Genomic DNA, 25,048 nt, shown 5'->3' with positions numbered 1-25,048 from the left:
GTCGTCATTGATCCGCCCAATGGCGGTGACCGCGCGGCCGGACGCCGACCGGAGCCCGCGCCTCAGGAGCGGTGGAAGGCCCCTCCGGAGAGGGCCCGGGCCAGATACGGCGCGGTGCGGCTGTCCGCCGCCCCCGCCACCCGCTCCGGGGGACCCTCGGCCACGATCCGGCCGCCCCGGTCGCCGCCCTCCGGGCCCAGGTCGATCACCCAGTCGGCAGTGGCGACCACGTCCATGTCGTGCTCGACGACGACCACCGAGTGCCCCGCTTCCACCAGTCCGTGGAGCTGGCGCATCAGGACCTCCACGTCGGCCGGGTGGAGCCCGGTGGTCGGCTCGTCCAGGACGTACAGGGTGGGGGAGCGGTGCGGCCGCTGGAGCTCCGAGGCGAGCTTGATGCGCTGGGCCTCGCCGCCCGACAGTTCCGTGGCGGGCTGGCCGAGCCGCAGGTAGCCGAGGCCCACGTCGAGGAGGGTGCGCAGGCTCCGGGCGGCGGCCGGGACGTCCGCGAGGAAGCCGGCGGCGGACTCCACGGTCAGGTCCAGGACCTCCGCCACCGTGAGGCCGCGCAGCCGCACCCGGAGGGTCTCGGGGTTGTAGCGGGCGCCGTGGCAGTCGGGGCAGGGCGCGTACGTACTGGGCAGGAAGAGCAGCTCGACCGAGACGAAGCCCTCGCCCTGGCAGGTCTCGCAGCGCCCGCCGGGCACGTTGAAGGAGAAGCGCCCCGCCTTGTACCCGTGCGCCCTCGCCTCGTCGGTCTCCGCGAACAGCTTGCGGACGACGTCGAACAGGCCGGTGTACGTGGCGAGGTTGGAGCGCGGGGTGCGGCCGATGGGCCGCTGGTCCACCGTCACCAGACGCCCGGCGCCCTCCCCCTGACCGGTGAGCGCGTCCACGAGCGCGTCCACGAGGGTGGACTTGCCGGAGCCGGAGACGCCCGTGACGGCGGTGAACACCCCGAGCGGGAAGGCCGCGTCCACCTCCCGCAGGTTGTGCCGGGTGACCGGCCCCGTCCGCAGCCAGCCCGCCGGTTCGCGCACGGTCCGCGCGGGGACGGGCTCCCGGTCGAAGAGGAACCGGCGCGTCACGGACTCCTCGACGCCGGCCAGCTCGCGCGGCGGCCCGCTGTGCAGCACCCGCCCGCCGTGCACCCCGGCCCCCGGCCCGACGTCCACCAGCCAGTCGGCGTGCCGGACGACGTCGAGGTGGTGCTCGACGACGAAGACCGAGTTGCCCGCCGCCTTGAGCCGGTCGAGGACCACGAGCAGGGCCTCCGTGTCGGCCGGGTGCAGTCCCGCCGACGGCTCGTCGAGGACGTACACCACGCCGAAGAGCCCCGAGCGCAGCTGGGTGGCGAGCCGCAGCCGCTGGAGCTCGCCGTTGGAGAGGGTGGGGGTGGCGCGGTCCAGGCTCAGATAGCCCAGGCCGAGTTCGGTCACCGTGCCGATCCGGGCGACCAGGTCCCCGGTGAGCACCCGCGCGGTCTCCGTCGCGTCCGCCCCGGCCGCCGCCGTGGAGAGCAGACCGGCCAGGGCCGTCAGCGGCAGCGCGGCCAGCTCCGCGACGGTCCGGCCCGCGAAGGTGACCGCGAGCGCCTCGGGCCGCAGCCGGCCGCCGCCGCACACCGGGCAGGGCGCGCTGGTGAGGAAGCGTTCCGCCTTCGCGCGCAGGGCCGGGCTCTTCGAGTCGGAGAAGGTACGCAGGACGAGCCGCCGGGCGCTCGTGTACGTGCCCTGGTACGGGCGCTGGATCCGCCCCGCCTCCCGTACCGGATGCACCGTGACGACCGGCTGCTCGTCCGTGAACAGGATCCACTCCCGGTCCTTCGCGTCCAGCTCCCGCCACGGCCGGTCGACGTCGTACCCCAGGGCGTCGAGGACGTCCCGCAGGTTCTTCCCCTGCCACGCGCCCGGCCAGGCCGCGACGGCCCCCTGACGGATCGACAGGTCCGGATCGGGCACGAGCAGTTCCTCACTCGTCTCGTGGACCCGCCCGAGACCGTGGCACGAAGGGCACGCGCCCGCCGCCGTGTTGGGGGAGAAGGCGTCGGAGTCCAGCCGCTCGGCCCCCTCCGGATAGCGGCCGGCCCGCGAGAAAAGCATCCGCAGCGAGTTGGAGAGGGTGGTGACCGTGCCGACGGACGAGCGGGCGTTCGGCGACGACCGGCGCTGCTCCAGGGAGACGGCGGGCGGCAGCCCGGTGATCTCGCCGACCGAGGGCGCCCCCACCTGGTGGATCAGCCGCCGCGCGTACGGCGCCACCGACTCGAAGTAGCGCCGCTGTGCCTCCGCGTAGACCGTGCCGAAGGCGAGCGACGACTTGCCGGAGCCGGAGACCCCGGTGAAGGCGACGAGCGCGTCGCGGGGGATGTCGACGTCGACCCCGGCGAGGTTGTGCTCACGGGCGCCGCGGACGCGGACGTACGGATCGTGGGGGCTGTCGTGCATGATCCGATTTTATGCGCTATCCGCGGTTTGCTCCGGACGGGTGCGGCCGGACGGGCCCTCCGGGAGGGCGTGGACCGATGCCTCCGGCGGGGTGCAGGGCACCAGCCCCACCGCCCGCGCCAGCCCCCGGTACGACGCGCTCAGCGCCTCCCGGTCGTACGTGCTCGTGGTCACCAGGACCTCCTGCGCCCCGGTCTCCTCCACCGCCCGTTCCAGGGCCTCGGCCACCCGCTCCTCCGTGCCGTGCACGTGCCCCCGGAGCCCCGCCTCGTAGAACCCCCGCTGCCTCTCCGTCATCGGCAGCCGTTCGATCCGCTCCGGGGCGTCGAGCGGCGGGAAGTCCCCCCGGGTGCGCGAGTACGCCATCGCCCAGGCCTCCGGGACCAGCAGCCTCCGGGCCTCCTCATCGGTGGCGGCCACCGCCACCGTCCCGGCGACGACCACGTACGGCTCGGCGGCCCAGGGGGACGGGCGGAAGCCCGACCGGTACGCGTCGACGGCGGCGAGCAGCCGGTCCCGGCCGCGCAGGTCGCCGATGACCAGCGGCAGCCCGGCCGCCGCCGCGACCGCCGCTCCCTCGCCCGTCGCGAGGACGAAGGGCGGCACCCGGAGGCCCTCGGCGGGCCGCGCGTGCACCCCGGGGTGGGCGGTCTGCCCGCCGGTGAACCAGCCGAGCAGCTCGGAGAGCTGCTCCCCGAACCGGTCGGCGTCGTCCGCGTCCCGGCCCAGGGCCCGCCGGACGCCGTCCGTGAAGCCCACCGAACGGCCGACGCCCATGTCGATCCGGCCGGGGAAGAGGGACTCCAGGACGCCGAACTGCTCGGCCACGACCAGCGGCCGGTGGTTGGGGAGCATCACCCCGCCCGTGCCGACGCGGACGGCGGAGGTCGCGGCGGCGACGGCCGCGGCGAGGATCGTGGGCGCCGATCCGGCGACCCCGGGCACGCCGTGGTGCTCCGACACCCAGAAGCGGTGGTAGCCGAGGGCCTCGACCTCCCGGGCGAGGCGCACGGTCTCGCGCAGCGCCCGCGGGGCGTCCTCGCCCTCCCGGGTGCGGGAGCGGTCGAGGACGGAGAACCGGACGTCGGCGGGGAAGCTGCTCACGCAGGGTTCAACGCCGTGGGGTGCCAGGGATTCCCGGCCCTTCCGCCCGGAGGCTCCGCCCTCCGGTCGCGGGGACCTCCGCCTCCCGCCCCCTCGACGGGGCCCGCCTCCTACCCTGGCCCGGTGACACAGGACAACAGGCCCCTCGCCGTCTTCGACCTCGACAACACCCTCGCCGCGACCGCGCACCGCCAGCACTTCCTGGAGCGCAGGCCCAAGGACTGGCGCGCCTTCTTCGCGGCGGCGCCCGACGACCCGCCGCTGGCGGAGGGCGTCGCGCTGTGCCGGGAGGCGGCCGGGGAGTGCGAGGTCGTCTACCTCACCGGGCGGCCGGAGCGGTGCCGCCGCGCGACCGTGGACTGGCTGGCGGAGCAGGGCCTTCCGGCGGGGCCGGTCCACATGCGGCGCGACCGCGACTTCCGGCCGGCCCGGGCGACCAAGCTGGAGGTCCTGCGCCGGCTCGCCGCCGACCGCCCGGTCAGGATGCTGGTCGACGACGACGCGGCGGTGTGCGACGCGGCCGAGGCCGCCGGCTTCACCGTCGTACGGGCCCGCTGGGCGACCCCCTCCGAGGCGCTGAGGGAGGCGCAGGAGGAGGAGGGCCGGACCTGACACGGGCGGCTGGGGCCCGACTCCGGCCGCGCGGGCATGGCGCCGGCCGCGCGGGCCCGACCCCGACGTACGGGCATGGCGCCGGCCGCGCGGGCCCGACCCCGACGTACGGGCATGGCGCCGGCCGCGCGGGCCCGACCCCGGCGTGCGAAGGACCTGACCCCGCCGTGCGGAGTCAGGTCCCGGTGCCCGGTGGTCAGGTCTCGTCCTCCAGGCGGAAGCCGACCTTCAGGCCGACCTGGTAGTGCTCGATCGAGCCGTCGACGAGGTGGCCGCGCACCTGCGTCACCTCGAACCAGTCGAGGCCCCTCAGGGTCTGCGAGGCGCGTTCGATGCCGTTGCGGATGGCCTGGTCGACTCCCTCGGTGGAGGTGCCGACGATCTCGGTGACGCGGTAGGTGTGGTTCGACATGGGGGACGAGCTCCTCTCGGTGCGTTCCCTCCACCGTGCCCCAGGCCGCGCCGGGGCGCGACACGACGACCTCCCCACGACCCACGGGGAATTACCGTCGGTAAGGGCACAGATCGTCCTTCCGGGGGGCGGAACGGGATGGTCAAGGACTTGACCATCCCGTTGGTCCAGACCAGAATCCAGGCCACATACCCGCGCGAACACCCCGTTCGGTCCCCCCATGCCGGGTCAGCCCCCATACCGCACGACCCTGTGCTGAACCGCAGAAGGTGACCCACGTGAAGAACCGACATCTCGTCTGTCCCCTGGCAGCCGCCACCGCGCTCGCCCTCTCGGGCTGCGGGATGCTCCCGGGCGGCGAGGGCACGAAGACCGTCAACATCTGGCTGATGCGGGACAGCGCCAGCGAGGACTTCGTCGAGCGCTTCAAGAAGGCGTACGAGGAGGAGCACGACGGCGTCGAGCTCCGGTTCACCATCCAGGACTGGACCGGCATCGGCAAGAAGGTCACCGAGGCGCTCGAGGGCCCCGGCGGACCCGACGTCATCGAGGTCGGCAACACCCAGGTCGCCCAGTACGCCGACACCGAGAAGCTGTTCGACCTCACCCTGGAGTCGGTCCGCGACCTCGGCAGCGAGGACTGGCTGCCCGGCCTCGCCGAGCCCGGCAGCATCTCCGGCTCCCAGTACGGCATCCCCTGGTACGCCGCCAACCGGATCGTCATCTACAACAAGGACCTGTTCCGGGACGCCGGCATCGACAAGCCCCCGGCCACCCGCGCCCAGTGGCTCGCCGACACCGAGAAGCTCAACAAGAACGGCTCCCAGGGCATCTACCTCGCCGGACAGGACTGGTACACCCTCTCCGGCTTCATCTGGGACGAGGGCGGCGAACTGGCCGTCGACAAGGGCGGCGAGTGGACGGGCGCCCTCGACAGCCCGGCGGCCCAGCGCGGCATGGCCTTCTACAAGGACCTCCAGTCCCTCGGCTCCGGCCCCAAGAACGCCGACGAGCAGAACCCGCCGCAGGCCGACGTCTTCGCCAAGGGCGACGTGGCCCAGCTCATCGCCACCCCCAGCGCCGTCGCCGCGATCCTCAAGACCAACCCGGAGCTCAAGGACAAGCTCGGCTACTTCCCGATACCCGGCAAGAAGGCCGGCCAGCCCTGCGCCGTCTTCACCGGCGGCTCCGACCTGATCATCCCGGAGAACGCCCCCCAGCGCGGCGCCGCCCTCGACGTCGTCAAGGCGATGGCCGGCGAGAAGTGGCAGACCGAACTCGCCCGCGCCATGGGCTACGTGCCCAACAAGAAGAGCCTCGCCTCCGTCGTCGCCGGCCAGGAGGCCACCGCCGTCATGGCCCAGGGCGCCGCGCGCGGCCGGGCCACCCCCAACTCCCCGCAGTGGGCGGACGTCGAGGGGGACAACCCGATCAAGCCCTACATGACGGCCGTCCTCCAGGGCGAGGACCCGCTCAAGGCGGCCCGCAAGGCCTCCGAGGCGATCACCGAGACCCTCGCCGAATAGCATTCAGCGTTCGCACACCCGCGAGCCCCCGGACGGTCACGTCGAATCCAGCCGGTCACGGAAGAAGTAAGGAGCCGGGCCACCGCGCGAGCGGCCCCGGCCCCGCCCCTTCCCTTCCGTCCGCCGGAGGCGCCCGCCATGTCCGCACCGACGCACACGCTCGCCGTCCCCGCACAGCCCCGGACCCGGGCCGAGCGGCCCACGCCCCGGTACGCCGTCGGCCTCGCCCGCCACCAGGAGGACGTGCGCGCCGCCCAGCGCCTGCGCCACCAGGTCTTCGCCGGCGAGATGGGGGCCCGGCTCGACGGGCCCGAGCCCGGCCTCGACAGCGACGCCTTCGACGCGTACTGCGACCACCTCCTCGTCCGGGAGGAGACCACCGGCGAGGTCGTCGGCACCTACCGGCTCCTGCCGCCCGAGCGGGCCGCCGTCGCCGGGCGCCTCTACTCCGAGAGCGAGTTCGACCTCACCCGGCTCGCCCCCGTCCGGCACGACCTCGTCGAGGTCGGCCGCTCCTGCGTCCACCCCGCCCACCGCAACGGCGCCGTCATCGCCCTCATCTGGGCCGGACTCGCCCGCTACATGGCCGAGACCGGCCACGACTGGCTCGCCGGCTGCTGCTCGGTCCCGCTCGCCGACGGCGGCACCCTCGCCGCCGCCACCTGGGACGCCGTCCGGACCAAGCACCTCGCCCCCGAGGAGTACTGGGTCACCCCCCACCGCCTCTGGAGCCCCGAGAGCGTCGCCCGCCCCGAGGGCCGCACCGAACTGCCCCCGCTGCTGCGCGGCTACCTCCGGCTCGGCGCCTGGGTCTGCGGCGCCCCCGCGCACGACCCCGACTTCGGCGTCGCCGACCTCTACGTCCTGCTCTCGCTGCGCCGCACCAACCCGCGCTACCTCAACCACTTCCTGTCGCTCGTCCCGGCCCGGTGAACGGCCCCACGGCCCTCCCGCCGTGGCTCCCCACGGCGCCCTGCACCCCGGGCCGCTGCGCCGCCCACCCCGACGGCACCGGCACCGACCCCGCAGCCGGCCCCCTGCGGGCCCTGGCCCGGCTGACCGCCGGCACCGCCGCCGTCCTCCTCGGCGTCCTGCTTGCCCCGGCCGCCGCCCCGCTCCCGCCCGCCGCCCGACTCGCCCTCGTCCGGCTCTGGACCCGGACCGTGGTCCGCGCCTTCGGCGTCCGCGTCCGGTACGAGGGGACCCCCGCCACCGGCCCGCTCCTCGTCGTCGCCAACCACGTCTCCTGGCTGGACGTCCCGCTCCTCGCGGCCGTGCTGCCCGCCCGCACGGTCGCCAAGGCGGAGGTGCGCCGCTGGCCGGTCCTCGGCCTCCTCGCCGCGCTCGGCGGCACCCTCTTCATCGAGCGGGACCGGCTGCGGACCCTGCCCGGCACCGTCCGCGCGATGGCCGGGATCCTCGCGGCCGGCGGCCGCGTGGCCGTCTTCCCCGAGGGCTCCACCTGGTGCGGCCGGGAGCGGGGACGGTTCCGGCCCGCCGCCTTCCAGGCCGCCCTGGACGCGGGCTGCGCCGTGCAGCCCGTACGGATCGACTACCGGCCCGCCGACGCCGCCGCGTACGTCGGGGACGACCCGCTCGGCACCTCCCTGTGGCGGGTCGTCACCACCCGGCGCCTCACCGCCGAGGTCCGCCTCGCGGACCCGCTGCCGAGCGGCCGGTACCCGGACCGGCGCGCCCTGGCGGCGGCCGCCGGGCGGGCCGTGGCCCTGCCGGACGACGTCCGGCGGACGGTTCCTCCACGGGCCGCCGCCCGGCGGACCGTCCCCCGGCAGGGCGCCGCCCCTCAGCGGGCCCGCGCCAGCGACAGCGCGAACCTGCCCTCCTCGTCCGTCCACCAGCGGGCCAGGTCGAGGCCCGCCGCCGCCAGCTCCTCCCGCACCCCCTCCTGACGGAACTTCGCCGACACCTCCGTCCGCAGCTCCTCGCCCGCCGCGAACGGCACCACGAGGTCCAGCTCCGGGATCTTCACGGTGAGCGCGCGGCGGGCGCGCAGCCGCATCTCGATCCACTCCCGCCCGGCGTCCCACACCGCCACGTGCTCGAAGTCCGCCGGATCGGCGTCCGCGCCCAGCTCCCGGTCGATCACGGACAGCACGTTCTTGTTGAACTCCCCGGTCACCCCGGCCGCGTCGTCGTAGGCGGCCACCAGCGTCGCCTCGTCCTTCACCAGGTCCGTGCCGAGCAGCAGGGAGTCGCCCGGCGCGAGCATCGAGCGGACCGAGCGCAGGAAGGTCCGCCGCTCGGCCGGGAGCAGATTGCCGATCGTGCCGCCGAGGAAGGCCACCAGACGCGGCCCCGGCGTCCCGGGCAGCGCGAGCCCCCGGGTGAAGTCCGCGACCAGCGCGTGCACCCGCAGCTCCGGCCGCTCCGCCAGCAGCGACTCCGCCGCCCCGGTCAGCGCCGACTCGCTCACGTCCACGGGCACGTAGGAGTCCAGACCGGGCAGCAGCGCGTCGATCAGGAACCGGGTCTTCTCGGAGGACCCCGAGCCCAGCTCCACCAGGGTCCTGGCCCCCGTCTCCGCGGCGATCTCCGGCGCCCGCGCGGCCAGGATCTCCCGCTCCGCCCGCGTCGGGTAGTACTCGGGCAGCCGGGTGATCTCCTCGAACAGCTCGCTGCCCCGGGCGTCGTAGAACCACTTGGGCGGCAGCTCCTTGGGGGAGCGGGTCAGACCGTGGACGACATCGGCGCGCAGATCGGCGCCGGCGGCGTCCAGGTCGAGGGTGCGGGTCAGCTGGTACGGGCTCACGCGGGCGGCTCCTTGAGCGGGGTGAGGGCGACGTCGGTGCGGTCGGCGACCACGAGCGTCCGCTCGGGTACCTCCCGCCAGCGGGGATCGTCGTCGTACGGTTCGGAGGCCACGACCGCCCGGCCGGGACCCGTCAGGTACCAGAGGCTGTTGCCCCAGGCGGTCGCGGCGATCCGGTCGCCGTCGGTGACGAGGAGGTTCAGCCGGGACCCGGGGGCCGCCTGCGCGACCTCCCGCACGGTGGCGGCGAGCGCCTCGCCCGGCGCGTCCCCGGCCCGCAGCCGGTGCAGGACCAGCGCCCACACGAGCGCCGAGTCGGTACGGGCCTCCAGGCGCAGCAGCTCCCCGGCGGACAGCGTCGCGGCCAGCGGGTTCAGCGTGTCCGGCCAGCCCGGCACCGCGCCGTTGTGGCTGAACAGCCAGCGCCCGGAGGCGAACGGCGTCGCCGCCGCCTCCCCGTCCGCGCCGGGCAGCGTGGCCCCCCGGACCGCCGCGAGCAGCGCCCCGGAGCGCACCACCCGGGCGAGGTCCGCGAAGGAGAGGTCGCCCCAGATCGGCCCGGCGCGCCGGTACCGCGCGGGCACCGGATCCCCCTCCGCGTACCAGCCGACCCCGAACCCGTCGGCGTTCACCACCCCGCTGGTCTGCATACGGGGCTCCCAGGACTGGCGCAGGAGTCCGTGCTCCGGCCGCACGATCAGCTCCCCGAGCGCCACCGGCCCGCCCACGTAGGCGACATGACGGCACATCAGCCGAGCTCCGCGGAGCGGGCCGTGCGGAAGCCGGAGAAGATCTGGCGCCGCACCGGCAGGTCCCAGTTCCGGAAGGTGCCCCGGCAGGCGACCGGGTCCACCGCGAACGAACCGCCCCGCAGCACCTTGTGCTCGGGCCCGAAGAACACCTCCGAGTACTCCTTGTACGGGAAGGCCGTGAAGCCCGGGTACGGCAGGAAGTCGCTCGCCGTCCACTCCCACACGTCCCCGATCAGCTGCCGCACGCCCAGCGGCGAGGCGCCCTCCGGATAGCTTCCGGCCGCCGCCGGGCCCAGGTGCCGCTGCCCGAGGTTCGCGTGCCCGGGCCCCGGGTCCCCGTCGCCCCACGGATAGCGGCGGGAGCGGCCGGTGGCCGGGTCGAACCGGGCCGCCTTCTCCCACTCGGCCTCCGTCGGCAGCCGGCGCCCCGCCCAGCGGGCGTAGGCGTCCGCCTCGTACCAGCTCACGTGCAGCACCGGCTCCTCCTCCGGCACCGGCTCGGTCACCCCGAACCGGCGGCGCAGCCACTGCCCGCCGTCCCGGCGCCAGAACAGCGGCGCCCCGATGCCGTGCTCGCGGATCTGCGCCCACCCGGCGGGATGCCACCAGCGCCGGTCCGTGTAGCCGCCGTCGGCGAGGAAGGCCAGATAGGCGCCGTTGGTGACCGGCACGGTGTCGATGTGGAAGGCGGGGACGTCCCGCCGGTGCGCCGGGCGCTCGTTGTCGAGGGCCCACGGCTCGTCCGAGGTCCCCATGGTGAACGGGCCGCCGGGGACGAGGACCTCGGACGGCAGCGGACCGCTCCGGCGGACCGGTGGCGGGGGAGCGGTCAGGACGGGCGGCCCCTTCCGCAGCTGATGGGTGATCAGCATCGTCTCGTCGTGCTGCTGTTCGTGCTGGGCGACCATGCCGAAGACGAAACCCGCGTCGAGCAGCGGCCGCCCCTCGAACGGTGCCCCCTCCAGCACGTCGAGGATCCGGAGCCGTACGTCCGCCGCGTAGGCGCGGGCCTCGCCCGGCGCGAGCAGCGGCAGCGACGGGCGCTCGGCGCGCGGGTGCTCGAAGGCGTCGTAGAGGGAGTCGATCTCGGGCCGCAGCGCGTCGCGCCCCGCGACGGCCCGCCACAGCCACTGCTCCTCCTGGTTGCCGATGTGCGCCAGGTCCCAGACGAGCGGTGACATCAGCGGGGAGTGCTGGGCGGTGAGGTCGTCGTCCTCCACGCAGGAGGTCAGACGGAGGGTGCGGTCCCGCGCCGCCGCCAGGGCCTCCAGGGCCCGCTCGCGCAGCGCCTCCGCACCGGTTCCCGTCCCGGTCGCGTGCGTGGTCATGACGTCACCGCCTCGGGGGTGTCGGCCGGGGAGCGCCCGGGAACCACGTACCGCTCCCGGAAGGCGGCGACCGCCCGCCGCACCTCCTCGCTCGCCCCGATCCAGGGCAGCGCCTCCAGGGCGGCGGAGAAGACCGTTCGCGCGGCTGCGTGCAGATCCGGATCGGCCAGACCGTCACGGGCGGCCGCCACCCACAGCGGATTGCGCGGCGCCGGATCGTCACCGGCCCGCTCCGCGAGCGGCTTCACCGCCCGGTACACGGTCTCCGCCGCCTCCGGGTCGTCGAACACCGCCGTCGTCACGGCCGCCGGCACCATCCAGCCGTCCCGCCCCGGCTGCGCGTCGACCATCCGGAACTCCAGATGGCCGCGCGGCCGCACCGGCGGGAAGAGCGTCGTCATGTGGTAGCGCAGGTCGTCGGCGTCGGCCGGACGGGGGAGCCCCGTCCGCAGCCACTCCCGGAAGGTCAGCCCCTCCGGCACCGCCCACGGCCCCTCGTCGGTCCGCACGCACAGCACCGGGGTGTCGAGCACGTGCGCCGCCCACTCGGTCCGGGGATCCCCGTCCGGGGCGGGCGCGGACGCCCGTCGCGGCGCGAGCGTCCGCACCGGGTCGAGGTCGGCCCACAGGGACTGCCGCGTCGAGCGCCAGCCGGTGCGGCGCCCGCCGTGCACCGGGGAGTTCGCGAAGGCGGCCACCAGGACCGCGCCCAGGAGGTGGGCCAGGTGCCACCGCCGCCGGTAGTTCAGCGGGCCCGGCCCGTCGACCCCGGCGTCGAGGCAGATCTGCACCGAGGCCGACTCGCACATCATCGCCCGCCCGGCCGGTCCCGTCCGGTCGAGCGCGGCCTCCATCGCGTCGTAGCGCGGCTCGTGGAGCACCCGGCCGCGCGACGCCTGCCAGGGGTCCACCCCGTAACCGCTGAGGGCGAGCCCGAGCGGCCCGAGCGTGCCCCGCACCGCCCGCAGGTCGGCGGCGAGCGAGTCCAGGCACTCCATGAGCGACCCGGCGGGCCGCGAGCTGAGCTCCAGCTGACCACCGGGTTCGAACGTCAGGGCCGACACCAGGGGCAGCGCCCGTACGGTGTCGAGGGCCGCCGCGAGCCGTTGCGGCCGTACGGGCACCCGGGGGTCCCGCGACTCGTGCACCAGCCACTCCAGCTCCACCCCCACGGTGCGGGGCGGGCCGGTCTTGAAGCAGATACATCGCAGCAGTTCCTCCGCCTCCGCCTCGGTGAGAGGGGGGCCGCCACGCGGTATGCCGCTCGGCGACATCCGTGCACCTCCTGGTCCTCTGAGGGGACCGGTCCCGGGACGGTCCGTCCCGCGAGCGCGATCCCGGACGCACCGGAAACAGGCTTCCGGGGACGGAGCCCCCGGCATGCCACTGGTTCCACCTAAAGCCACCACCGACCGGCGTGCAAGAGCGCCCCGGACGGGCCGTACGCGCCCCCCGTGCACCCGCCCGTCCGGATTCCCCCGCCGTCACGGAAACATGCGCCGTGGTCACGGACCGGCGAAAACCCGTTGTCCCGGCCGGAAGGAAACGATCATCCTTACGCCCATGAGTGCACGACTGCGCCGCATCGCGTCCCGGACCGAGGAGATCGTCGCCGAGGGCCGCTACCTCACCCGGGACGGCCGGACCGTCTCGATCGCCGACGACCTGGCCGCCGCCCTGGCCGGAACCCGGCTCCACGGCCCCGGCCCCGTCGCCGTCATCCCCGGCACCGACCGCACGCCCGTCCTGGAGGTCACCGGCGAGAGCAGCCTGGCCGCCGCCCGCCGGATGACCTCGGCCGACCCCACCCGCCCGGTGGCCGTCCTGAACTTCGCCTCCGCCCGCAACCCCGGCGGCGGCTACCTCAACGGCGCCCAGGCCCAGGAGGAGGCCCTCTGCCGCTCCTCCGCCCTGTACGCCACCCTGCTGCGCGCCCCCGAGTACTACGAGCACCACCGCGCCGACCGGGACGTCTTCTACTCCGACCGCGTCATCCACTCGCCCCAAGTGCCGGTCTTCCGCGACGACCGGGGCGAGCTGCTCGCCGAGCCCTTCACGGTCGGCTTCCTCACCTCGCCCGCCCCCAACGCGGGCGTCGTCCGCCGCAGCACCCCCGAGCGCGCCGGCCGGCTGCCCGCGGCCCTCGCCTCCCGCGCCGAACGCGTCCTGGAGACCGCCGCCGCGGCCGGATACCGGCGGCTCGTCCTCGGCGCCTGGGGCTGCGGGGTCTTCCGGAACGACCCGGAGCAGGTCGCGGGCGCGTTCAGGGCGCTGCTCACCGGCGACGGCCGGTTCGCCGGCCACTTCGAGGAGGTCGTCTTCGCCGTCCTGGACCGCGCCTCCGGCACGCCGACGCTCGCCGCCTTCGCCCGGGTCCTCGGCCGTACGCCCTGACGTGCGGGTTCCCCGCCCGCGTGCCACGCTGAAGGGATGCGGACCGATGTCCGAAACCCGTCACGGGAGGCACGATCGTGGGCAAGAAACAGACCCGTGTGAACAAGGGGGCCCGCACCGGCGGCCACGAACACCGCACCGACGCGACCGCGAAGGAGAAGGCCTCCCGGGTCACCGCGCGGGAGACGCCGATCTCGGCGGTGGAGCACGGCCACCGCAAGGAACGCAGGTTCGGTCACAACTGAGCTCCCACAACTGGGCTCTCACAACCGAGGTCACGGTCGACGACCTCACCACCGACGTCACGAGCAAGGGTTCGGCGACGAGCGGACCCGCCCGGGCCCGGCGCCGTCACGGTGCCGGGCCCGAACGGTCTCCGGGGCCTACTCCTCCTCGTCGCGGACCGTGACCTCCACCCTCTCCGACACGCTCTTCGCCGTCCGGGGCGCCGGTGGCACCACCCCGCCCAGCTCCTCCCGCGCCGCCGGGCTCATCGTGGCGAGCAACTGCCGGGCCAGGCCGAGCCCGGTGCCGCCCATGGTGAGCGCCTTGGCGAAGACGTCCGCCATGCCGTCGGCGCCGTTCAGGAGCACCATCTGGTCCACGTTCCCGAAGGCGGACGCGCCCGCGGAGACGATCTCCGGCCACTTCTCGGCCAACTGCTGGGCGACCACCGCCTCCTGGTTCTCCGCGAGCGCCGCCGCCCGCGCCTTGATCGCCTCGGCCTCCGCCAGACCCTTCGCCCGCGTCGCCTCCGCGACCGCGAGGCCCTTCGCGTGCTGGGCCGCCGCCTCCGCCTCGCCCGTGAGCCGGGTCGCCGTGGCCTTGGCCGCGCTCGCCAGCTCGGTCTCCTTCGCCTCGGCCTGGGCGGCCGAGATCCGGGCGTCGCGCTCGGCCTCCGCCAGCGTCCGGGTCTCGTACGCCATCGCGTCAGCCGGCTTGCGGACCTCCGCCTGGAGCTGCTGCTCCTTGCGGTGCCCCTCCAGCTCGGCGACGCGCGTCTCCTGCACGACGACCTCCTGCCGCGAGGCCGCCTCGGCCAGCGGACCGGCCTGCCGGGCCCGGGCCGAGGCCTGGTCCCGCTCGGCCTGGTAGCCCGCCTGGAGGATCTCGCTGTCCCGGGTCGCCTCCGACATGCGCGCCGCGGCCTGCTGCTCCGCCTCGGTCGCCCGCCGGTTCGCCTCCGCCTGCGCGATCCGCGCGTCCCGCTGGACGGCGGCGGCGTGCGGGGCGGCCAGGTTCTTGATGTACCCGGTCGGGTCCTCGATCTCGTGGATCTGGAGCGAGTCGACGATCAGCCCGAGCTTCTCCATCTCCGTGCCACAGGCCGACCGCGCCTGCCCGGTCAGCTTCTCCCGGTCACGGATCATGTCCTCCACGGTCAACCCGCCTACGATGGCGCGGAGATGACCGGCGAAGACGATGTGCACCCGCTCGCTCATTAGCTTCTGCTGGTCGAGGAAGCGGCGCGCGGCGTTGGCGATCGACACGAAGTCGTCACCGACCTTGAAGATCACCACACCGCGGACCTTGAGCGGAATGCCCTGGTGGGTGACGCACTCGACGGACAGCTGCGTCTCGTTGAGGTCGAGCGAGAGCTTGCGCACCGCCTGCACCCCGGGCAGCACGAGGGTGCCGCGCCCGGTGACGATGCGGAACCCCATGCCCTCGCCGAGGCCCTCGTTCTTGTGGTTGGAACCGGAGATGATCAGCGCCTCGTTGGGCTCCGCGACGCGCCACATCATCTTGAAGACAGCGATCAGAACGACGACGGCGCCGACGACGACGCCCGCCATGATGCCGATGCCCATGGGCAAGGTCCCCCTTCACCGGAGCCGAGCGGACCCGGTGAGGGGAGTGTGCGCCCGTGACGGGCTCCGCTCAACGCTTCGGTCAACCGTCGTACGCGGCTGTGACGTAGACGGTGCGCGGAGGGAGATGTTCCATGACAGTCACGACCGTTCCGACCTCGATCCGCTCCTTCGGCACGGCCGGATGGGCGAGGAAGTGCTCGGCACCGCCCCGGATCCGGACGATCACCTCGCCGACGAGGCCGGGCCCCACGGTGCCGGTCACCCGGCCGAGCAGTCCCACCATCGAGGTCCCCATCGACGCGTCGTCCATGACCGAACGGTACGTCAGATCCAGCCGTCCAGGGCCGACATGAACCCGTCGAAGTCGTCCCGGTGGACGGTGTGCCCGGTCTTCGCCACCGTACGGACCTCGAAGCCGCGCTCCGCCAGCATCCGGGCGCTCCCGGGCGGGACGAGCAGGCTCGGGTCGGCGAGGGTGACGAGCGAGGGGACGACGGGCCGGACCGGCCACAGGTCGGTGCCCACGGACGGCGTCAGACCGTACGCCGTCCGCTCGTCCCACACCCGTACCGCCGCCAGTTCGTCGTCGACGTCCTCCTCCGACCAGGACGGGTTGAGGCCCCGGATCATCTCCCGGGTCAACTCCTTGCCGCGCACGAAGAGTTCGGCACGGTAGCCGGTGGGGCCCGGCCTCAGCTGCCAGGCCGGGTCGGAGTACACCGCGCGGGCCGGCTTCAGCCGCTCCACCGCCCGGGCCAGCACGAGCGCCCCCAGCGAGTGGCCGACGGCCAGTTCGAGGCCGTCCGGCACGGTCTCCACGAGGTCCTCGGCGTAGTCCTCCGGCCGGTACTCCTCCGGGCCCGCGCCCCGCCCGCTCGCCCCGTGCCCCCGCAGGTCCACCGCGACCACCCGGTACCCGCGCTCCGCGAGCGCGGGCCCGACCCGGCGCCAGGTGCGGTGGTCGGCCATGATGCCGTGGACGAGCAGGGCCGTCCGGTCCCCGGAACCCCACGTGGTGGTGTGCAGACGCACGGTGCCGCCCCTCCGTCTCTCCGCGTCCGGAGCGCCCCGCCGGCGCCTCCGGTGCCGACACAGTACGGCCGTGGGGAACGACGGCGGCACCGCGCCCCGGAGAGGGGCCGCCGTCCTCGCGGGTCGTCCGGCGCGCGCCCGGCCGAACGCTTAGCGTCGACCCATGAGCACAGTTCCGAAGCGATTCGAGATCCTGCTGGTGCCCGAGCACGTCGAGGACCGCCACGGCGCCTCCGTCGCGGACAGCGCCGTCCGCTCGGCCGTCGTGGAGGCCACCGGACACCACGGCGAGTCCGGCTACCCGATCTACGAGGGACACGGCATCAGGGCCGACATCGACCCCGAGACCGGGACCGTCGAGGCGCTGCTCGTCGACGGCCGGGAACTCGACTACGCCCTCACGCCCCTGGTCCGCCCCGCCCCCTGACCCGCCCTCCCCTCCGCCGAAGTGCCCCGGTTTGCCCGCTTACGTCCCGAAACGGCCCGTTGACAGGGCGGGCCGCCGGGCAGAGACTCTGCGCGCCCGGTCGGACGAGAACGGTCCCGCCGGGCGAACAGACGAACAGAGTCGTTCCGAAGGTCACGTGGGAGAGAACCGATGAGCATCCGCGACGTCTACATCGTCGACGCCGTCCGCACCCCGATCGGGAAGTTCGGGGGCGCCCTCGCCTCCGTGCGCCCCGACGACCTCGCGGCCCATGTCGTGCGGGCGCTCGTCGACCGCTCGCCCGCGCTCGACCCGGCCCGCGTCGACGACGTCTACTTCGGCGACGCCAACGGCGCGGGCGAGGACAACCGCGACGTGGCCCGGATGGCCGTCCTGCTCGCCGGGCTGCCCGTCACCGTCCCCGGCGTCACCGTCAACCGCCTCTGCGGCTCCGGCCTGGAGGCCGTGATCCAGGCGGCCCGCGCCATCGCGCTCGGGGACGCCTCCGTGGCGATCGCCGGCGGCGTCGAGTCGATGTCCCGTGCCCCCTGGGTCCTCCAGAAGCCCGAGCGGGCCTTCCCCGCCGGCCACCAGCAGCTCCACTCCACGACGCTCGGCTGGCGCATGACCAACCCGCGGATGCCCGCCGAGTGGACGGTCTCCCTCGGCGAGGGCGCCGAGCTGATCGCCGACAAGCACGGCATCACCCGCGAGCGACAGGACGCCTTCGCCCTCGCCAGCCACCGCAAGGCCGCCGAGGCCTGGGCGAAGGGACTGTACGACGACGAGGTCGTGCCCTACCCCGACGTGGACCTGACCCGCGACGAGTCGATCCGGGACAGCACCCCGGAGGCCCTCGCCAAGCTCAAGCCCTCCTTCCGCCCCCAGGGCGGCACCGTCACGGCGGGCAACGCCTCCCCACTCAACGACGGCGCCGCCGCCCTGCTCCTCGTCGACGAGGAGGGGCTGCGCGAGACCGGCCGCGAGCCGCTCGCCCGCATCCGCACCTCCGCCGTCACCGGCGTCGAACCCCAGCTCTTCGGCCTCGGCCCGGTCGAGGCGGTCCACCGGGCCCTGGGGAAGGCCGGACGCTCCTTCGCCGACCTGCGGACCTTCGAGCTCAACGAGGCCTTCGCGGCCCAGGCGCTCGGCTGCCTCGCCGAGTGGCCGGAACTCGACCCCGAGATCGTCAACCCGCGAGGCGGAGCCGTCGCGATCGGCCACCCGCTGGGCGCGTCCGGCGCCCGCCTGGCCGGGTCCGTGGCCCACCAGCTCGCGGCGGCCGGCTCCGGCACCGGCCTCGCCGCGCTCTGCATCGGCGTCGGCCAGGGCCTGGCGCTGGTCCTGGAGCGCTGAGACCGCCCGGACACGCCGGAGAGGGGTACGGGAAGCCTTCCCGTACCCCTCTCCGCCAGGTCCGCTACTGCTGCGCGTTCCCCTGGGCCTGCGCGTCCGCGACGGACTTGCGCACCTCGTCCATGTCCAGCTTCCGCGCCTGGCCGATGAGGTCCTCCAGGGCGGCCTCCGGCAGCGCGCCCGGCTGCGCGAACACGGCCACCTTGTCGCGCACGATCATCAGGGTCGGGATCGACTGGATCTCGAACGCCGCCGCCAGCTCCTGCTGCGCCTCGGTGTCCACCTTGGCGAAGACGAGGTCCTGGTGGCGCTCGGAGGCCGCCTCGAAGACCGGGCCGAACTGACGGCAGGGACCGCACCACGAAGCCCAGAAGTCGATCAGAACGAACTCGTTGTCGCTCACGATCTCGTCGAAGTTGTCCTTGGTGAGCTCTACGGTGCTCATGCCTGCCTGCCTTTCGGGGTCTCCTGGTGGTGTCCTCACGGTCCCCGGGGGACTCGCCGGGCACAACGGCGTATCGAGCCGCACTATTCCAGGCCCCTGCCCGCAGACTGGGATCATGACACATGTGGTGGAAGACGAGCAGGTCTACGACGTGGTGGTGCTGGGTGCGGGACCGGTCGGCGAGAACGTCGTCGACCGGGTGCGGGCGGCCGGTCTGAGCGCCGCGATCGTCGAGAGCGAGCTGATCGGCGGCGAGTGCTCGTACTGGGCCTGTATGCCCAGCAAGGCGCTGCTCCGCCCCGGGATCGCCCGCTCCGAGGCCCGCGCGCTCCCCGGTCTGCGCGAGGCGGCCGGCGGTCCCCTGGACGAGGCGGCGGTCCTCGCCCACCGGAACGAGGTCGTCGGCGACTGGAAGGACGACGGCCAGCTCGACTGGCTGGACTCGATCGGCGTCCGCGTCCTGCGCGGCCACGGCCGCCTCGCCGGACCGCGCAGGGTCGAGGTCGTGAGCCCCGAGGGCGAGCGCCACCTGCTCGCCGCCCGGCACGCGGTCGCCGTCTGCACCGGCAGCCGCGCCGTCCTGCCGGAGCTGCCCGGACTGCCCGGAGCGCGCCCCTGGACCAGCCGCGAGGCCACCTCCTCCCAGCAGGTGCCCGAGCGGCTCGTCGTGGTGGGCGGGGGAGTGGTCGGCGCGGAGATGGCCACCGCCTGGCAGGCCCTCGGCTCGAAGGTGACGATGCTCGTACGGGGCGGGGGCCTGCTGCCCCGCATGGAGCCCTTCGTCGGCGAGCACGTGGCCGGGGCCCTGAGGGAGCGCGGCGCGGACATCCGCGACGCGACGGTCACCGCGGTGGTACGGGACGGGGGCACCGGCCCGGTCACCGTGGTCCTGGAGGGCGGCGACCACGTCGAGGGCGACGAGGTGCTCTTCGCGACCGGCCGGGCGCCGCGCACCGAGGACGTCGGCCTGGAGACGGTCGGCCTGGAGCCGGGATCCTGGCTGGACGTCGACGACAGCCTCCGGGTCCTCGGCACCGACTGGCTCTACGCCGTCGGGGACGTCAACCACCGCGCGCTCCTGACCCACCAGGGCAAGTACCAGGCCCGCATCGCGGGCGCCGCCATCGCCGCCCGGGCCCGGGGGGAGGAACTGCCGGATCCCGGGAGCTGGGGCGCGTACGCCGCCACGGCCGACCACGCCGCCGTGCCGCAGGTGGTGTTCACCGACCCCGAGGCGGCCGCCGTCGGCCTGTCCCTCGCGGAGGCGGAGCGGGCCGGGCTGCGGGTCCGGGCCGTGGACCTCGACCTGACGCAGGTCGCGGGCGCCGGCCTCTACGCGCCGGGCTACCGGGGCCACGCGCGGATGGTCGTGGACCTGGACCGGGAGGTCGTCGTCGGCGCCACGTTCGTCGGTCCGGGGATCGGCGAGCTCCTCCACTCGGCGACGGTCGCGGTCGTCGGCGAGGTCCCCCTCGCCCGCCTGTGGCACGCCGTCCCCTCGTACCCGACGCTGAGCGAGGCGTGGCTGCGGCTCCTGGAGGCCTACCGGGGCTGAGGCCCGGTGCCCGGGGCCCCCGCCCGCCGCGGGCGACCCCGGGCGCACCGCTTCATCCTTGTGGCCGCGCCCGTTCACCCCCCTGCTCCCGGCAGCGCGCCGTACGGTCCCGGCCCCGCCGAAGCTGGGTCCGGCAGTACCCCACAGGAAACCCCCTCCTCCAGGAACGAGAGCAGCATGACCGCGTCCGCCCGTCGCCGTATCCCCCGCCGCCGCGCCCTCCGGGCCGGCACCACCGTCCTCCTGCTGACCGCCACCGCACTCACCGCCGGACCCGCCGCGGCCGGGGGACCCGCCGCGGGCGGCGGGAGCGGCGAGAAGCCGACAGTGGTGCTGGTGCACGGGGCGTTCGCGGACGCCTCCGGCTGGGACGACGTGACCGGGCGGCTCCAGCGCGACGGCTACGAGGTCGTGGCCCCGGCCAACCCGCTGCGGGGCCTGGGCAACGACTCCACGTACCTCGCCAGTGTCCTCAGGAGCATCGAGGGCCCGATCGTCCTGGTCGGGCACTCCTACGGCGGCGCGGTCATCAGTAGCGCGGCGGCGGGCAACCCCCGGGTCAAGGCGCTCGTCTACGTCGCCGCGTTCATGCCCGACAAGGGCGAGTCCCTCGCCGAGCTGTCCGCCAAGTTCTCCGGCAGCGAACTGGACCCGGCCCTCCGGCCCGTCCCGTACACCGACGCCACCGGCTCGGGAACGGACCTGTACATCAGGAACGATAGGTTCCACGACGTCTTCGCCGCCGATCTGCCCCGGGAGCGGACCCGGGTCATGGCGGCCGCGCAGCGGCCCGCGGCGGCCGCCGGGTTCGCGGAGAAGGCGACCGCGGCGGCCTGGAAGACGATCCCGTCCTGGTTCCTCGTCGCCCGGCAGGACAAGGCCATCGCCCCCGACCTGGAGCGGTTCGAGGCGCGGCGCGCGAAGTCCCGCACCGTGGAGATCGACTCCTCGCACGTGGCGATGATGTCCCACCCCGACGCCGTCGCCCGCCTGATCCGGCAGGCGGCGAAGGCCACCCGCTGACCAAGGGGCCGCCGGGGGTTCACCGGCCGCCGTCGTCCTCCGGGACGTACGGAGGGATCAGCGTGCCCGCCGCCGAGCGGGCGACCTCCAGGGCGGCCCCGGCGTCCTGGCCCAGGACCACCCGGGTGCTCAACCCGTCGAGCAGAGCGAGGAGTTCGGAGGCCCGGGTCGCGGTGTCCAGCGGGGCGAAGCGCTTCCGCGCGACACCCGTCGCGAGCAGGGCCTCCAGGTCCTCCTGCCAGCCCCGGTCCAGCTCGACCTGGGCCTCGCGCAGCGCGTCGTTCCCGGCCGCGCGGGCCCAGAGCTCGATCCACAGCGTCCAGCGCGGGTCGCGGGGCCCGCGCGGCAGGTAGAGCTTCAGGAAGAGGTCCAGTTTGCGCTCGGCCGCGACCCGCCGGCCGAGCAGCGCGCGGCGCTCCTCGGCGAGCGCCGCCTCGCTCCACCGGAGGGCGGCGAGCAGCAGCAGGTCCTTGCTGCCGAAGTAGTACAGGATGTGGCCGCCGCTCGTGCCGAGCCGCTCCGCGAGCGCCGACATGGTGAGGGAGGCGAGGCCGTCCTCGGCGATCGCGGCCATGGCCTCCTCCAGCATCCGCTCCTGGGTGACGTGTCCGTCCCGCCGTCGTGCCGTGCCTGCCACCGCCGCCGTCCCCGTCCCGCTCTTCCGTCCGTCTCCGCCGCGCGCGGATCCCTCGTGACCGGATCCGCCCCGTACGGATCCGGGCTGTACGGGTCGACCCTAACCGCAACCTCCGAAGGTCTTGACGTGGCCGGAACCTTTCGCACATCTTGAATGCCGTTCTAAAACTTAGAACGGCATTCAAGACAGGAGTGCGGTGTGCTCGGACACGAGACGGCGACCGTGACCACGGGAACCGCGCGGACCACGGGCCGCGACGAGGTGTTCCAGGTGGAGGAACACGGGATCGACCCCATACCCGACGCCGAACGCCACGGCAGCGCCAAGGACGTCTTCTGGCTCTGGTTCGGCTCCAACCTCACCTTCACCTACGTCATCAACGGCGCCCTCGCCGTCGCCTTCGGGCTCTCCTTCTGGCAGGCCACCGCCGTCGTCGTGATCGGCGGCCTCGCCTTCCTCGCCATCGGCGCGGCAGGCCTCAGCGGCGTGCGCACCGGCACCGCCACGCTCGTCGTCTCCCGCGCCGCCTTCGGCCGCCGGGGCAACTGGCCCGCCGGCCTCCTCAACTGGATCGTCAGCATCGGCTACACCGTCGTGAACACGGTGGTCGGCACCCTCGCCCTCGAAGCCTTCCTCGCCGACCTCGGCTGGAGCGGCGGGCACGCCCCCCGCGCCCTCTCCCTCGCCGTCACCCTCGCGCTGACCTTCGCCGTCGCCCTCTGGGGCCACGCCACCGTCCAGTTCGCCGAACGCTGGATGGCGTACGTCCTCGCCGTCGGCTTCGCCGCCCTGGTCGTCCTCGTCCTGCCCGGCGCCGACACCTCCGCCCCCGCCGCCGCGCCCGGCGCCCAGGCATGGAGCCTCGCCTTCGTCGTCGTGCTCGCGGGCCCCTTCTCGTACCTCCCGATGCCCGCCGACTACACCCGCTACCTGCCCCGCACGACCTCCCTCAAGGCCGTCACCCGCAGCGCGGCCCTCGGCGGCTTCCTCTCCTCCGTCGCCCTGGGGGTCGCCGGCGCGGCCGCCGCGACCCAGGCCGACATGACCGACGCCGTCGCGGGCGCCGAAGGCCTGCTGCCCGGCTGGTTCCAGCCGCTCTTCCTCGCCCTGGTCCTCGGCGGCTCCGTCACCAACTCGATCATCACGCTCTACTCGTCGAGCCTGAACCTCCAGGTCCTCGGCATCCCCTGGAGCCGGGCCCGCGCCATCGTCATCAGCGCCGCCGTCACCGCCGCGGGCTCCCTCGGCGCCCTCTTCCTCACCGACTTCACCACCTCCCTCCTCTCCTTCCTCTCCCTCCTGATCATCGTCTTCGCCCCCTGGGGCGGCGTCTTCCTCGCCGACATGGTGCTGCGCCGCTGCGCCTACGACTCCGCCGGACTGCACGCGGACACCGGCGGCCCCTACTGGTACCGCTCCGGCTGGCACCCGGCCGGTCTCACCGCCCTCCTCGCGGGCCTCGCCTTCTCCGCCCTGACCTGCGACTCCGAACTGTGGACCGGCCCCCTGGTCGCCCCGCTCGGCGGCGCGGACCTCACCCTGCTCGGCGCGGTCGTCTCCGCCCTGGTGTACGTGCTCCTCGCCCGCGGGCGCGTCGCCCCGCACCGCCCCTGACCGCCACCGCACCCCTCACCTGGCCGCCACCGCACCCTGCCGCCCTTGACCGCCACCGCGCCCCCACCCCTCCCGTACGTCATGGAGCCACCCCGCATGAACAGCACCGCCCCCGCCGACCTCGTCCTCACCGGCGCCCGGATCCACACCGTCGACCCGGACCTCCCCGAGGCCCAGGCCCTCGCCGCCCGTGACGGGCGGATCGTCTGGATCGGCTCCGACGACGGGGCCGCCGCCTGGACCGGACCCGGCACCCGCGTCCTCGACGCCGGAGGACGGCTCGTCCTGCCCGGCTTCGTCGACGCCCACAACCACGTCCGCCTCGGCTCCGACGACGCCTGCGTCCAGCTCGCCGGCGCCCGTACCCTCGACGCGATCCACGAGCGGATCCGCACCTGGCACGCGGCGCACCCGGACGCCGAGTGGATCGAGGCCGAGGCCTTCGACTACTCGGCCGTGCCCGGCGGACGGATGCCCACCGCCGCCGACCTCGACCCGGCCACCGGCGACACCCCCGCCCTCGTCCTCAGCTACGACGTCCACACCGCCTGGCTGAACACCGCCGCCCTCAAGCGCCTCGGCGTCGACCGCGACCACACGGACCTGCCCTTCGGCCGGGCCGTCACCGACCCGGCGACCGGCGAACCCACCGGATTCGTCAAGGACTTCGCCGTCAAGGGCCTCTCCCGCGACGGCCACCGCGCCCTGCGCGACCTCGGCCTGCCCTGGGCCTCGCCCGACCGCCAGTACGGACGGCTCGCCAAGAGCCTGGACGACGCCATCGGCTTCGGCATCACCACCGTCGTCGAACCGCAGAACTCCCTGGACGACCTCGCCCTCTTCGCGCGCGCCCGCGCCGAGGGCCGGCTGCGCTCCCGGATCGTCGCCGCCCTCTTCCACCCGCGCGGCACCACCGGGGCCGACCTCGACGCCTTCGCGGCGGCGGCCGCCGCGCACGACGACGACCGGCTGCGGGTCGGCCCGCTCAAGCTGTACATCGACGACGTCGTCGAGCCCCGCACCGCCGCCCTCCTGGAGCCGTACGCGGGCTGCTCCCACCACCGGGGCGACACCTTCTACCCGCCGGAGGAGTTCGCCGAGCTGCTCACCCGGCTCGACGCGCGCGGCTTCCAGTGCTTCGTCCACGCCACCGGCGACCGGGGCATCCGCACCGTCCTCGACGCCGTCGAGCGCGCCCGCGCCGTCAACGGACCGCGCGACGCGCGCCACCAGGTCGTCCACGTCGAGTGCCTCGACCCCGAGGACACCCCGCGCTTCGCCGCACTCGGCGTCGTCGCCTGTATGCAGCCCCGGCACGCGGCCCCCGACATCGCGGGACCGGGCCAGGACTGGGCGGAGAACGTCGGCCCCGACCGCTGGCACAAGGCCTGGCCGCTGCGCAGCCTGCACGAGGCCGGCGCGGTCCTCGCCCTCTCCAGCGACTGGAACGTCGCCGAGATGGACCCCATGGTCGGCATCCACGCCGCCGTCACCCGCCGCCCGCCCGGCGGCGGCGAGGCCTGGACGGCCGGCGAGACCCTCGACGTCGCCACCGCCGTCGAGGGCTACACGAGGGGCTCGGCGTACGCCAACTTCCTTGAGCACGAGCGCGGTTCCCTGACCGTGGGCAAGCTGGCCGACTTCGTCGTCCTTTCCCGCGACATCCTCCGCATCGCCCCCGAGGACATCCCCGGCACCGTCGCGGAGACGGTCGTGGTGGGCGGCGAAGTGGTCGTGGAGCGCCGCGCGGGGGAGTGACCGGGCCGCCGGGACGGCCCGCCGTTTAATCGCTGGCGCGCG

The 25,048-nt window shown here is 74.6% G+C and carries 24 protein-coding genes; 12 read left to right on the top strand and 12 right to left on the bottom strand.

Features of this window, described 5'->3' with window-relative positions; all coding sequences use genetic code 11:
- Positions 1-62: 62 nt before the first annotated feature.
- The gene (locus ACIQD7_RS00300; RefSeq protein ID WP_402437918.1) at positions 63-2,447 is read right to left on the bottom strand and encodes an ATP-binding cassette domain-containing protein; all 2,385 of its coding nucleotides are present in this window, start codon (positions 2,445-2,447) and stop codon (positions 63-65) included.
- A 9-nt stretch (positions 2,448-2,456) separates the two neighbouring features.
- Positions 2,457-3,551, bottom strand: coding sequence for an MsnO8 family LLM class oxidoreductase (locus tag ACIQD7_RS00295; protein WP_402437915.1), 1,095 nt, complete (start codon positions 3,549-3,551; stop codon positions 2,457-2,459).
- A gap of 123 nt (positions 3,552-3,674) precedes the next feature.
- Between ACIQD7_RS00295 and ACIQD7_RS00290 the strand changes: the two genes are divergently transcribed.
- The gene (locus ACIQD7_RS00290) at positions 3,675-4,163 is read left to right on the top strand and encodes a hypothetical protein (protein ID WP_121829244.1); all 489 of its coding nucleotides are present in this window, start codon (positions 3,675-3,677) and stop codon (positions 4,161-4,163) included.
- Positions 4,164-4,359: 196 nt separating this feature from the next.
- Here the strand turns inward: ACIQD7_RS00290 and ACIQD7_RS00285 are convergent, their stop codons facing one another.
- Positions 4,360-4,575 carry a dodecin gene (locus tag ACIQD7_RS00285; RefSeq protein ID WP_121829243.1) on the bottom strand — a complete coding sequence of 72 codons (216 nt, stop codon included), beginning with the start codon at positions 4,573-4,575 and terminating at the stop codon, positions 4,360-4,362.
- 278 nt (positions 4,576-4,853) lie between these two features.
- Between ACIQD7_RS00285 and ACIQD7_RS00280 the strand changes: the two genes are divergently transcribed.
- The 3 genes from ACIQD7_RS00280 to ACIQD7_RS00270 all read left to right on the top strand — a co-directional run bounded on the left by ACIQD7_RS00280 (position 4,854) and on the right by ACIQD7_RS00270 (position 8,011).
- The gene (locus ACIQD7_RS00280) at positions 4,854-6,101 is read left to right on the top strand and encodes an extracellular solute-binding protein (RefSeq protein ID WP_402437910.1); all 1,248 of its coding nucleotides are present in this window, start codon (positions 4,854-4,856) and stop codon (positions 6,099-6,101) included.
- Between the two features lie 138 nt (positions 6,102-6,239).
- Positions 6,240-7,034 (top strand): GNAT family N-acetyltransferase, encoded by a 795-nt coding sequence (locus tag ACIQD7_RS00275; protein ID WP_402437907.1) that lies wholly within the window; start codon positions 6,240-6,242, stop codon positions 7,032-7,034.
- Positions 7,031-8,011: a lysophospholipid acyltransferase family protein gene (locus ACIQD7_RS00270; RefSeq protein ID WP_402437904.1), complete on the top strand. Its 981-nt coding sequence runs from the start codon at positions 7,031-7,033 to the stop codon at positions 8,009-8,011. Before ACIQD7_RS00275 ends, ACIQD7_RS00270 begins: the two co-directional genes overlap by 4 nt.
- On the opposite strand, the gene egtD is transcribed toward ACIQD7_RS00270, so the two are convergent.
- Genes egtD through egtA form a run of 4 tightly spaced genes read right to left on the bottom strand, consistent with a single transcriptional unit; the run spans position 7,906 to position 12,225 of the window.
- Entirely contained in the window at positions 7,906-8,871 is a 966-nt protein-coding gene (gene egtD / locus ACIQD7_RS00265; protein ID WP_402437902.1) for an L-histidine N(alpha)-methyltransferase, read from the bottom strand. The genes ACIQD7_RS00270 and egtD overlap by 106 nt on opposite strands.
- A complete protein-coding gene (egtC, locus tag ACIQD7_RS00260; protein WP_402437899.1) occupies positions 8,868-9,620 on the bottom strand; it encodes an ergothioneine biosynthesis protein EgtC in 753 nt (250 codons plus the stop codon). The genes egtD and egtC overlap by 4 nt, the downstream gene beginning before the upstream one ends.
- Positions 9,620-10,951 (bottom strand): ergothioneine biosynthesis protein EgtB, encoded by a 1,332-nt coding sequence (gene egtB / locus ACIQD7_RS00255; RefSeq protein ID WP_402437896.1) that lies wholly within the window; start codon positions 10,949-10,951, stop codon positions 9,620-9,622. The genes egtC and egtB overlap by 1 nt, the downstream gene beginning before the upstream one ends.
- Positions 10,948-12,225, bottom strand: a complete 1,278-nt coding sequence (egtA, locus tag ACIQD7_RS00250; RefSeq protein WP_402437893.1) for an ergothioneine biosynthesis glutamate--cysteine ligase EgtA — start codon at positions 12,223-12,225, stop codon at positions 10,948-10,950. Before egtA ends, egtB begins: the two co-directional genes overlap by 4 nt.
- A 289-nt stretch (positions 12,226-12,514) precedes the next feature.
- On the opposite strand from egtA, the gene ACIQD7_RS00245 reads away from it, so the two are divergent.
- Both ACIQD7_RS00245 and ACIQD7_RS00240 read left to right on the top strand, forming a co-directional pair.
- Positions 12,515-13,345, top strand: a complete 831-nt coding sequence (locus ACIQD7_RS00245) for a TIGR02452 family protein (protein WP_402437890.1) — start codon at positions 12,515-12,517, stop codon at positions 13,343-13,345.
- A gap of 77 nt (positions 13,346-13,422) precedes the next feature.
- A complete protein-coding gene (locus tag ACIQD7_RS00240) occupies positions 13,423-13,590 on the top strand; it encodes a hypothetical protein (RefSeq protein ID WP_163013778.1) in 168 nt (55 codons plus the stop codon).
- Between the two features lie 138 nt (positions 13,591-13,728).
- On the opposite strand, the gene ACIQD7_RS00235 is transcribed toward ACIQD7_RS00240, so the two are convergent.
- The 3 genes from ACIQD7_RS00235 to ACIQD7_RS00225 form a co-directional block, all read right to left on the bottom strand.
- The gene (locus tag ACIQD7_RS00235) at positions 13,729-15,156 is read right to left on the bottom strand and encodes an SPFH domain-containing protein (RefSeq protein WP_402437887.1); all 1,428 of its coding nucleotides are present in this window, start codon (positions 15,154-15,156) and stop codon (positions 13,729-13,731) included.
- Positions 15,157-15,238: 82 nt separating this feature from the next.
- On the bottom strand, positions 15,239-15,469 hold the full coding sequence (locus ACIQD7_RS00230; protein WP_121829234.1) for a hypothetical protein: 231 nt from the start codon (positions 15,467-15,469) through the stop codon (positions 15,239-15,241).
- Positions 15,470-15,483: 14 nt separating this feature from the next.
- Positions 15,484-16,191, bottom strand: a complete 708-nt coding sequence (locus ACIQD7_RS00225; RefSeq protein ID WP_121829233.1) for an alpha/beta fold hydrolase — start codon at positions 16,189-16,191, stop codon at positions 15,484-15,486.
- 163 nt (positions 16,192-16,354) lie between these two features.
- Between ACIQD7_RS00225 and ACIQD7_RS00220 the strand changes: the two genes are divergently transcribed.
- Both ACIQD7_RS00220 and ACIQD7_RS00215 read left to right on the top strand, forming a co-directional pair.
- Entirely contained in the window at positions 16,355-16,618 is a 264-nt protein-coding gene (locus tag ACIQD7_RS00220; RefSeq protein WP_381438971.1) for a hypothetical protein, read from the top strand.
- Positions 16,619-16,789: 171 nt separating this feature from the next.
- Complete coding sequence (locus ACIQD7_RS00215; RefSeq protein WP_402437882.1) at positions 16,790-17,974, top strand: thiolase family protein; 1,185 nt, start codon at positions 16,790-16,792, stop codon at positions 17,972-17,974.
- 64 nt (positions 17,975-18,038) lie between these two features.
- Here the strand turns inward: ACIQD7_RS00215 and trxA are convergent, their stop codons facing one another.
- The gene (gene trxA / locus ACIQD7_RS00210) at positions 18,039-18,419 is read right to left on the bottom strand and encodes a thioredoxin (protein WP_121829231.1); all 381 of its coding nucleotides are present in this window, start codon (positions 18,417-18,419) and stop codon (positions 18,039-18,041) included.
- A gap of 115 nt (positions 18,420-18,534) precedes the next feature.
- Between trxA and ACIQD7_RS00205 the strand changes: the two genes are divergently transcribed.
- Together ACIQD7_RS00205 and ACIQD7_RS00200 are read left to right on the top strand one after the other, a co-directional pair.
- Complete coding sequence (locus tag ACIQD7_RS00205) at positions 18,535-19,974, top strand: dihydrolipoyl dehydrogenase family protein (RefSeq protein WP_402437879.1); 1,440 nt, start codon at positions 18,535-18,537, stop codon at positions 19,972-19,974.
- A gap of 177 nt (positions 19,975-20,151) precedes the next feature.
- The gene (locus ACIQD7_RS00200; protein WP_402437876.1) at positions 20,152-20,997 is read left to right on the top strand and encodes an alpha/beta fold hydrolase; all 846 of its coding nucleotides are present in this window, start codon (positions 20,152-20,154) and stop codon (positions 20,995-20,997) included.
- A gap of 19 nt (positions 20,998-21,016) precedes the next feature.
- On the opposite strand, the gene ACIQD7_RS00195 is transcribed toward ACIQD7_RS00200, so the two are convergent.
- Entirely contained in the window at positions 21,017-21,634 is a 618-nt protein-coding gene (locus ACIQD7_RS00195; RefSeq protein WP_402437873.1) for a TetR/AcrR family transcriptional regulator, read from the bottom strand.
- A gap of 198 nt (positions 21,635-21,832) precedes the next feature.
- Between ACIQD7_RS00195 and ACIQD7_RS00190 the strand changes: the two genes are divergently transcribed.
- Together ACIQD7_RS00190 and ACIQD7_RS00185 are read left to right on the top strand one after the other, a co-directional pair.
- Entirely contained in the window at positions 21,833-23,248 is a 1,416-nt protein-coding gene (locus tag ACIQD7_RS00190) for a purine-cytosine permease family protein (protein ID WP_402437871.1), read from the top strand.
- Positions 23,249-23,344: 96 nt separating this feature from the next.
- Positions 23,345-25,006, top strand: a complete 1,662-nt coding sequence (locus ACIQD7_RS00185; protein WP_402437868.1) for an amidohydrolase — start codon at positions 23,345-23,347, stop codon at positions 25,004-25,006.
- Positions 25,007-25,048 lie beyond the last annotated feature (42 nt).

Source organism: Streptomyces sp. NPDC093071, assembly GCF_044754545.1.
Lineage (GTDB): Bacteria > Actinomycetota > Actinomycetes > Streptomycetales > Streptomycetaceae > Streptomyces.
The sequence above is the reverse complement of the archived record's forward strand: the minus strand, read 5'-3'. Positions and strand labels throughout refer to the sequence as shown.

What these genes read in the sequence shown, in the direction of transcription:
- ACIQD7_RS00300 (WP_402437918.1), bottom strand. Translation starts at nt 2,447, where the DNA reads ATGCACGACAGCCCCCACGATCCGTACGTCCGCGTCCGCGGCGCCCGT.
- ACIQD7_RS00285 (WP_121829243.1), bottom strand. Translation starts at nt 4,575, where the DNA reads ATGTCGAACCACACCTACCGCGTCACCGAGATCGTCGGCACCTCCACC.
- ACIQD7_RS00275 (WP_402437907.1), top strand. Translation starts at nt 6,240, where the DNA reads ATGTCCGCACCGACGCACACGCTCGCCGTCCCCGCACAGCCCCGGACC.
- egtC (WP_402437899.1), bottom strand. Translation starts at nt 9,620, where the DNA reads ATGTGCCGTCATGTCGCCTACGTGGGCGGGCCGGTGGCGCTCGGGGAG.
- egtB (WP_402437896.1), bottom strand. Translation starts at nt 10,951, where the DNA reads ATGACCACGCACGCGACCGGGACGGGAACCGGTGCGGAGGCGCTGCGC.
- egtA (WP_402437893.1), bottom strand. Translation starts at nt 12,225, where the DNA reads ATGTCGCCGAGCGGCATACCGCGTGGCGGCCCCCCTCTCACCGAGGCG.
- ACIQD7_RS00245 (WP_402437890.1), top strand. Translation starts at nt 12,515, where the DNA reads ATGAGTGCACGACTGCGCCGCATCGCGTCCCGGACCGAGGAGATCGTC.
- ACIQD7_RS00235 (WP_402437887.1), bottom strand. Translation starts at nt 15,156, where the DNA reads ATGGGCATCGGCATCATGGCGGGCGTCGTCGTCGGCGCCGTCGTCGTT.
- ACIQD7_RS00230 (WP_121829234.1), bottom strand. Translation starts at nt 15,469, where the DNA reads ATGGACGACGCGTCGATGGGGACCTCGATGGTGGGACTGCTCGGCCGG.
- ACIQD7_RS00220 (WP_381438971.1), top strand. Translation starts at nt 16,355, where the DNA reads ATGAGCACAGTTCCGAAGCGATTCGAGATCCTGCTGGTGCCCGAGCAC.
- ACIQD7_RS00215 (WP_402437882.1), top strand. Translation starts at nt 16,790, where the DNA reads ATGAGCATCCGCGACGTCTACATCGTCGACGCCGTCCGCACCCCGATC.
- trxA (WP_121829231.1), bottom strand. Translation starts at nt 18,419, where the DNA reads ATGAGCACCGTAGAGCTCACCAAGGACAACTTCGACGAGATCGTGAGC.
- ACIQD7_RS00205 (WP_402437879.1), top strand. Translation starts at nt 18,535, where the DNA reads ATGACACATGTGGTGGAAGACGAGCAGGTCTACGACGTGGTGGTGCTG.
- ACIQD7_RS00200 (WP_402437876.1), top strand. Translation starts at nt 20,152, where the DNA reads ATGACCGCGTCCGCCCGTCGCCGTATCCCCCGCCGCCGCGCCCTCCGG.
- ACIQD7_RS00185 (WP_402437868.1), top strand. Translation starts at nt 23,345, where the DNA reads ATGAACAGCACCGCCCCCGCCGACCTCGTCCTCACCGGCGCCCGGATC.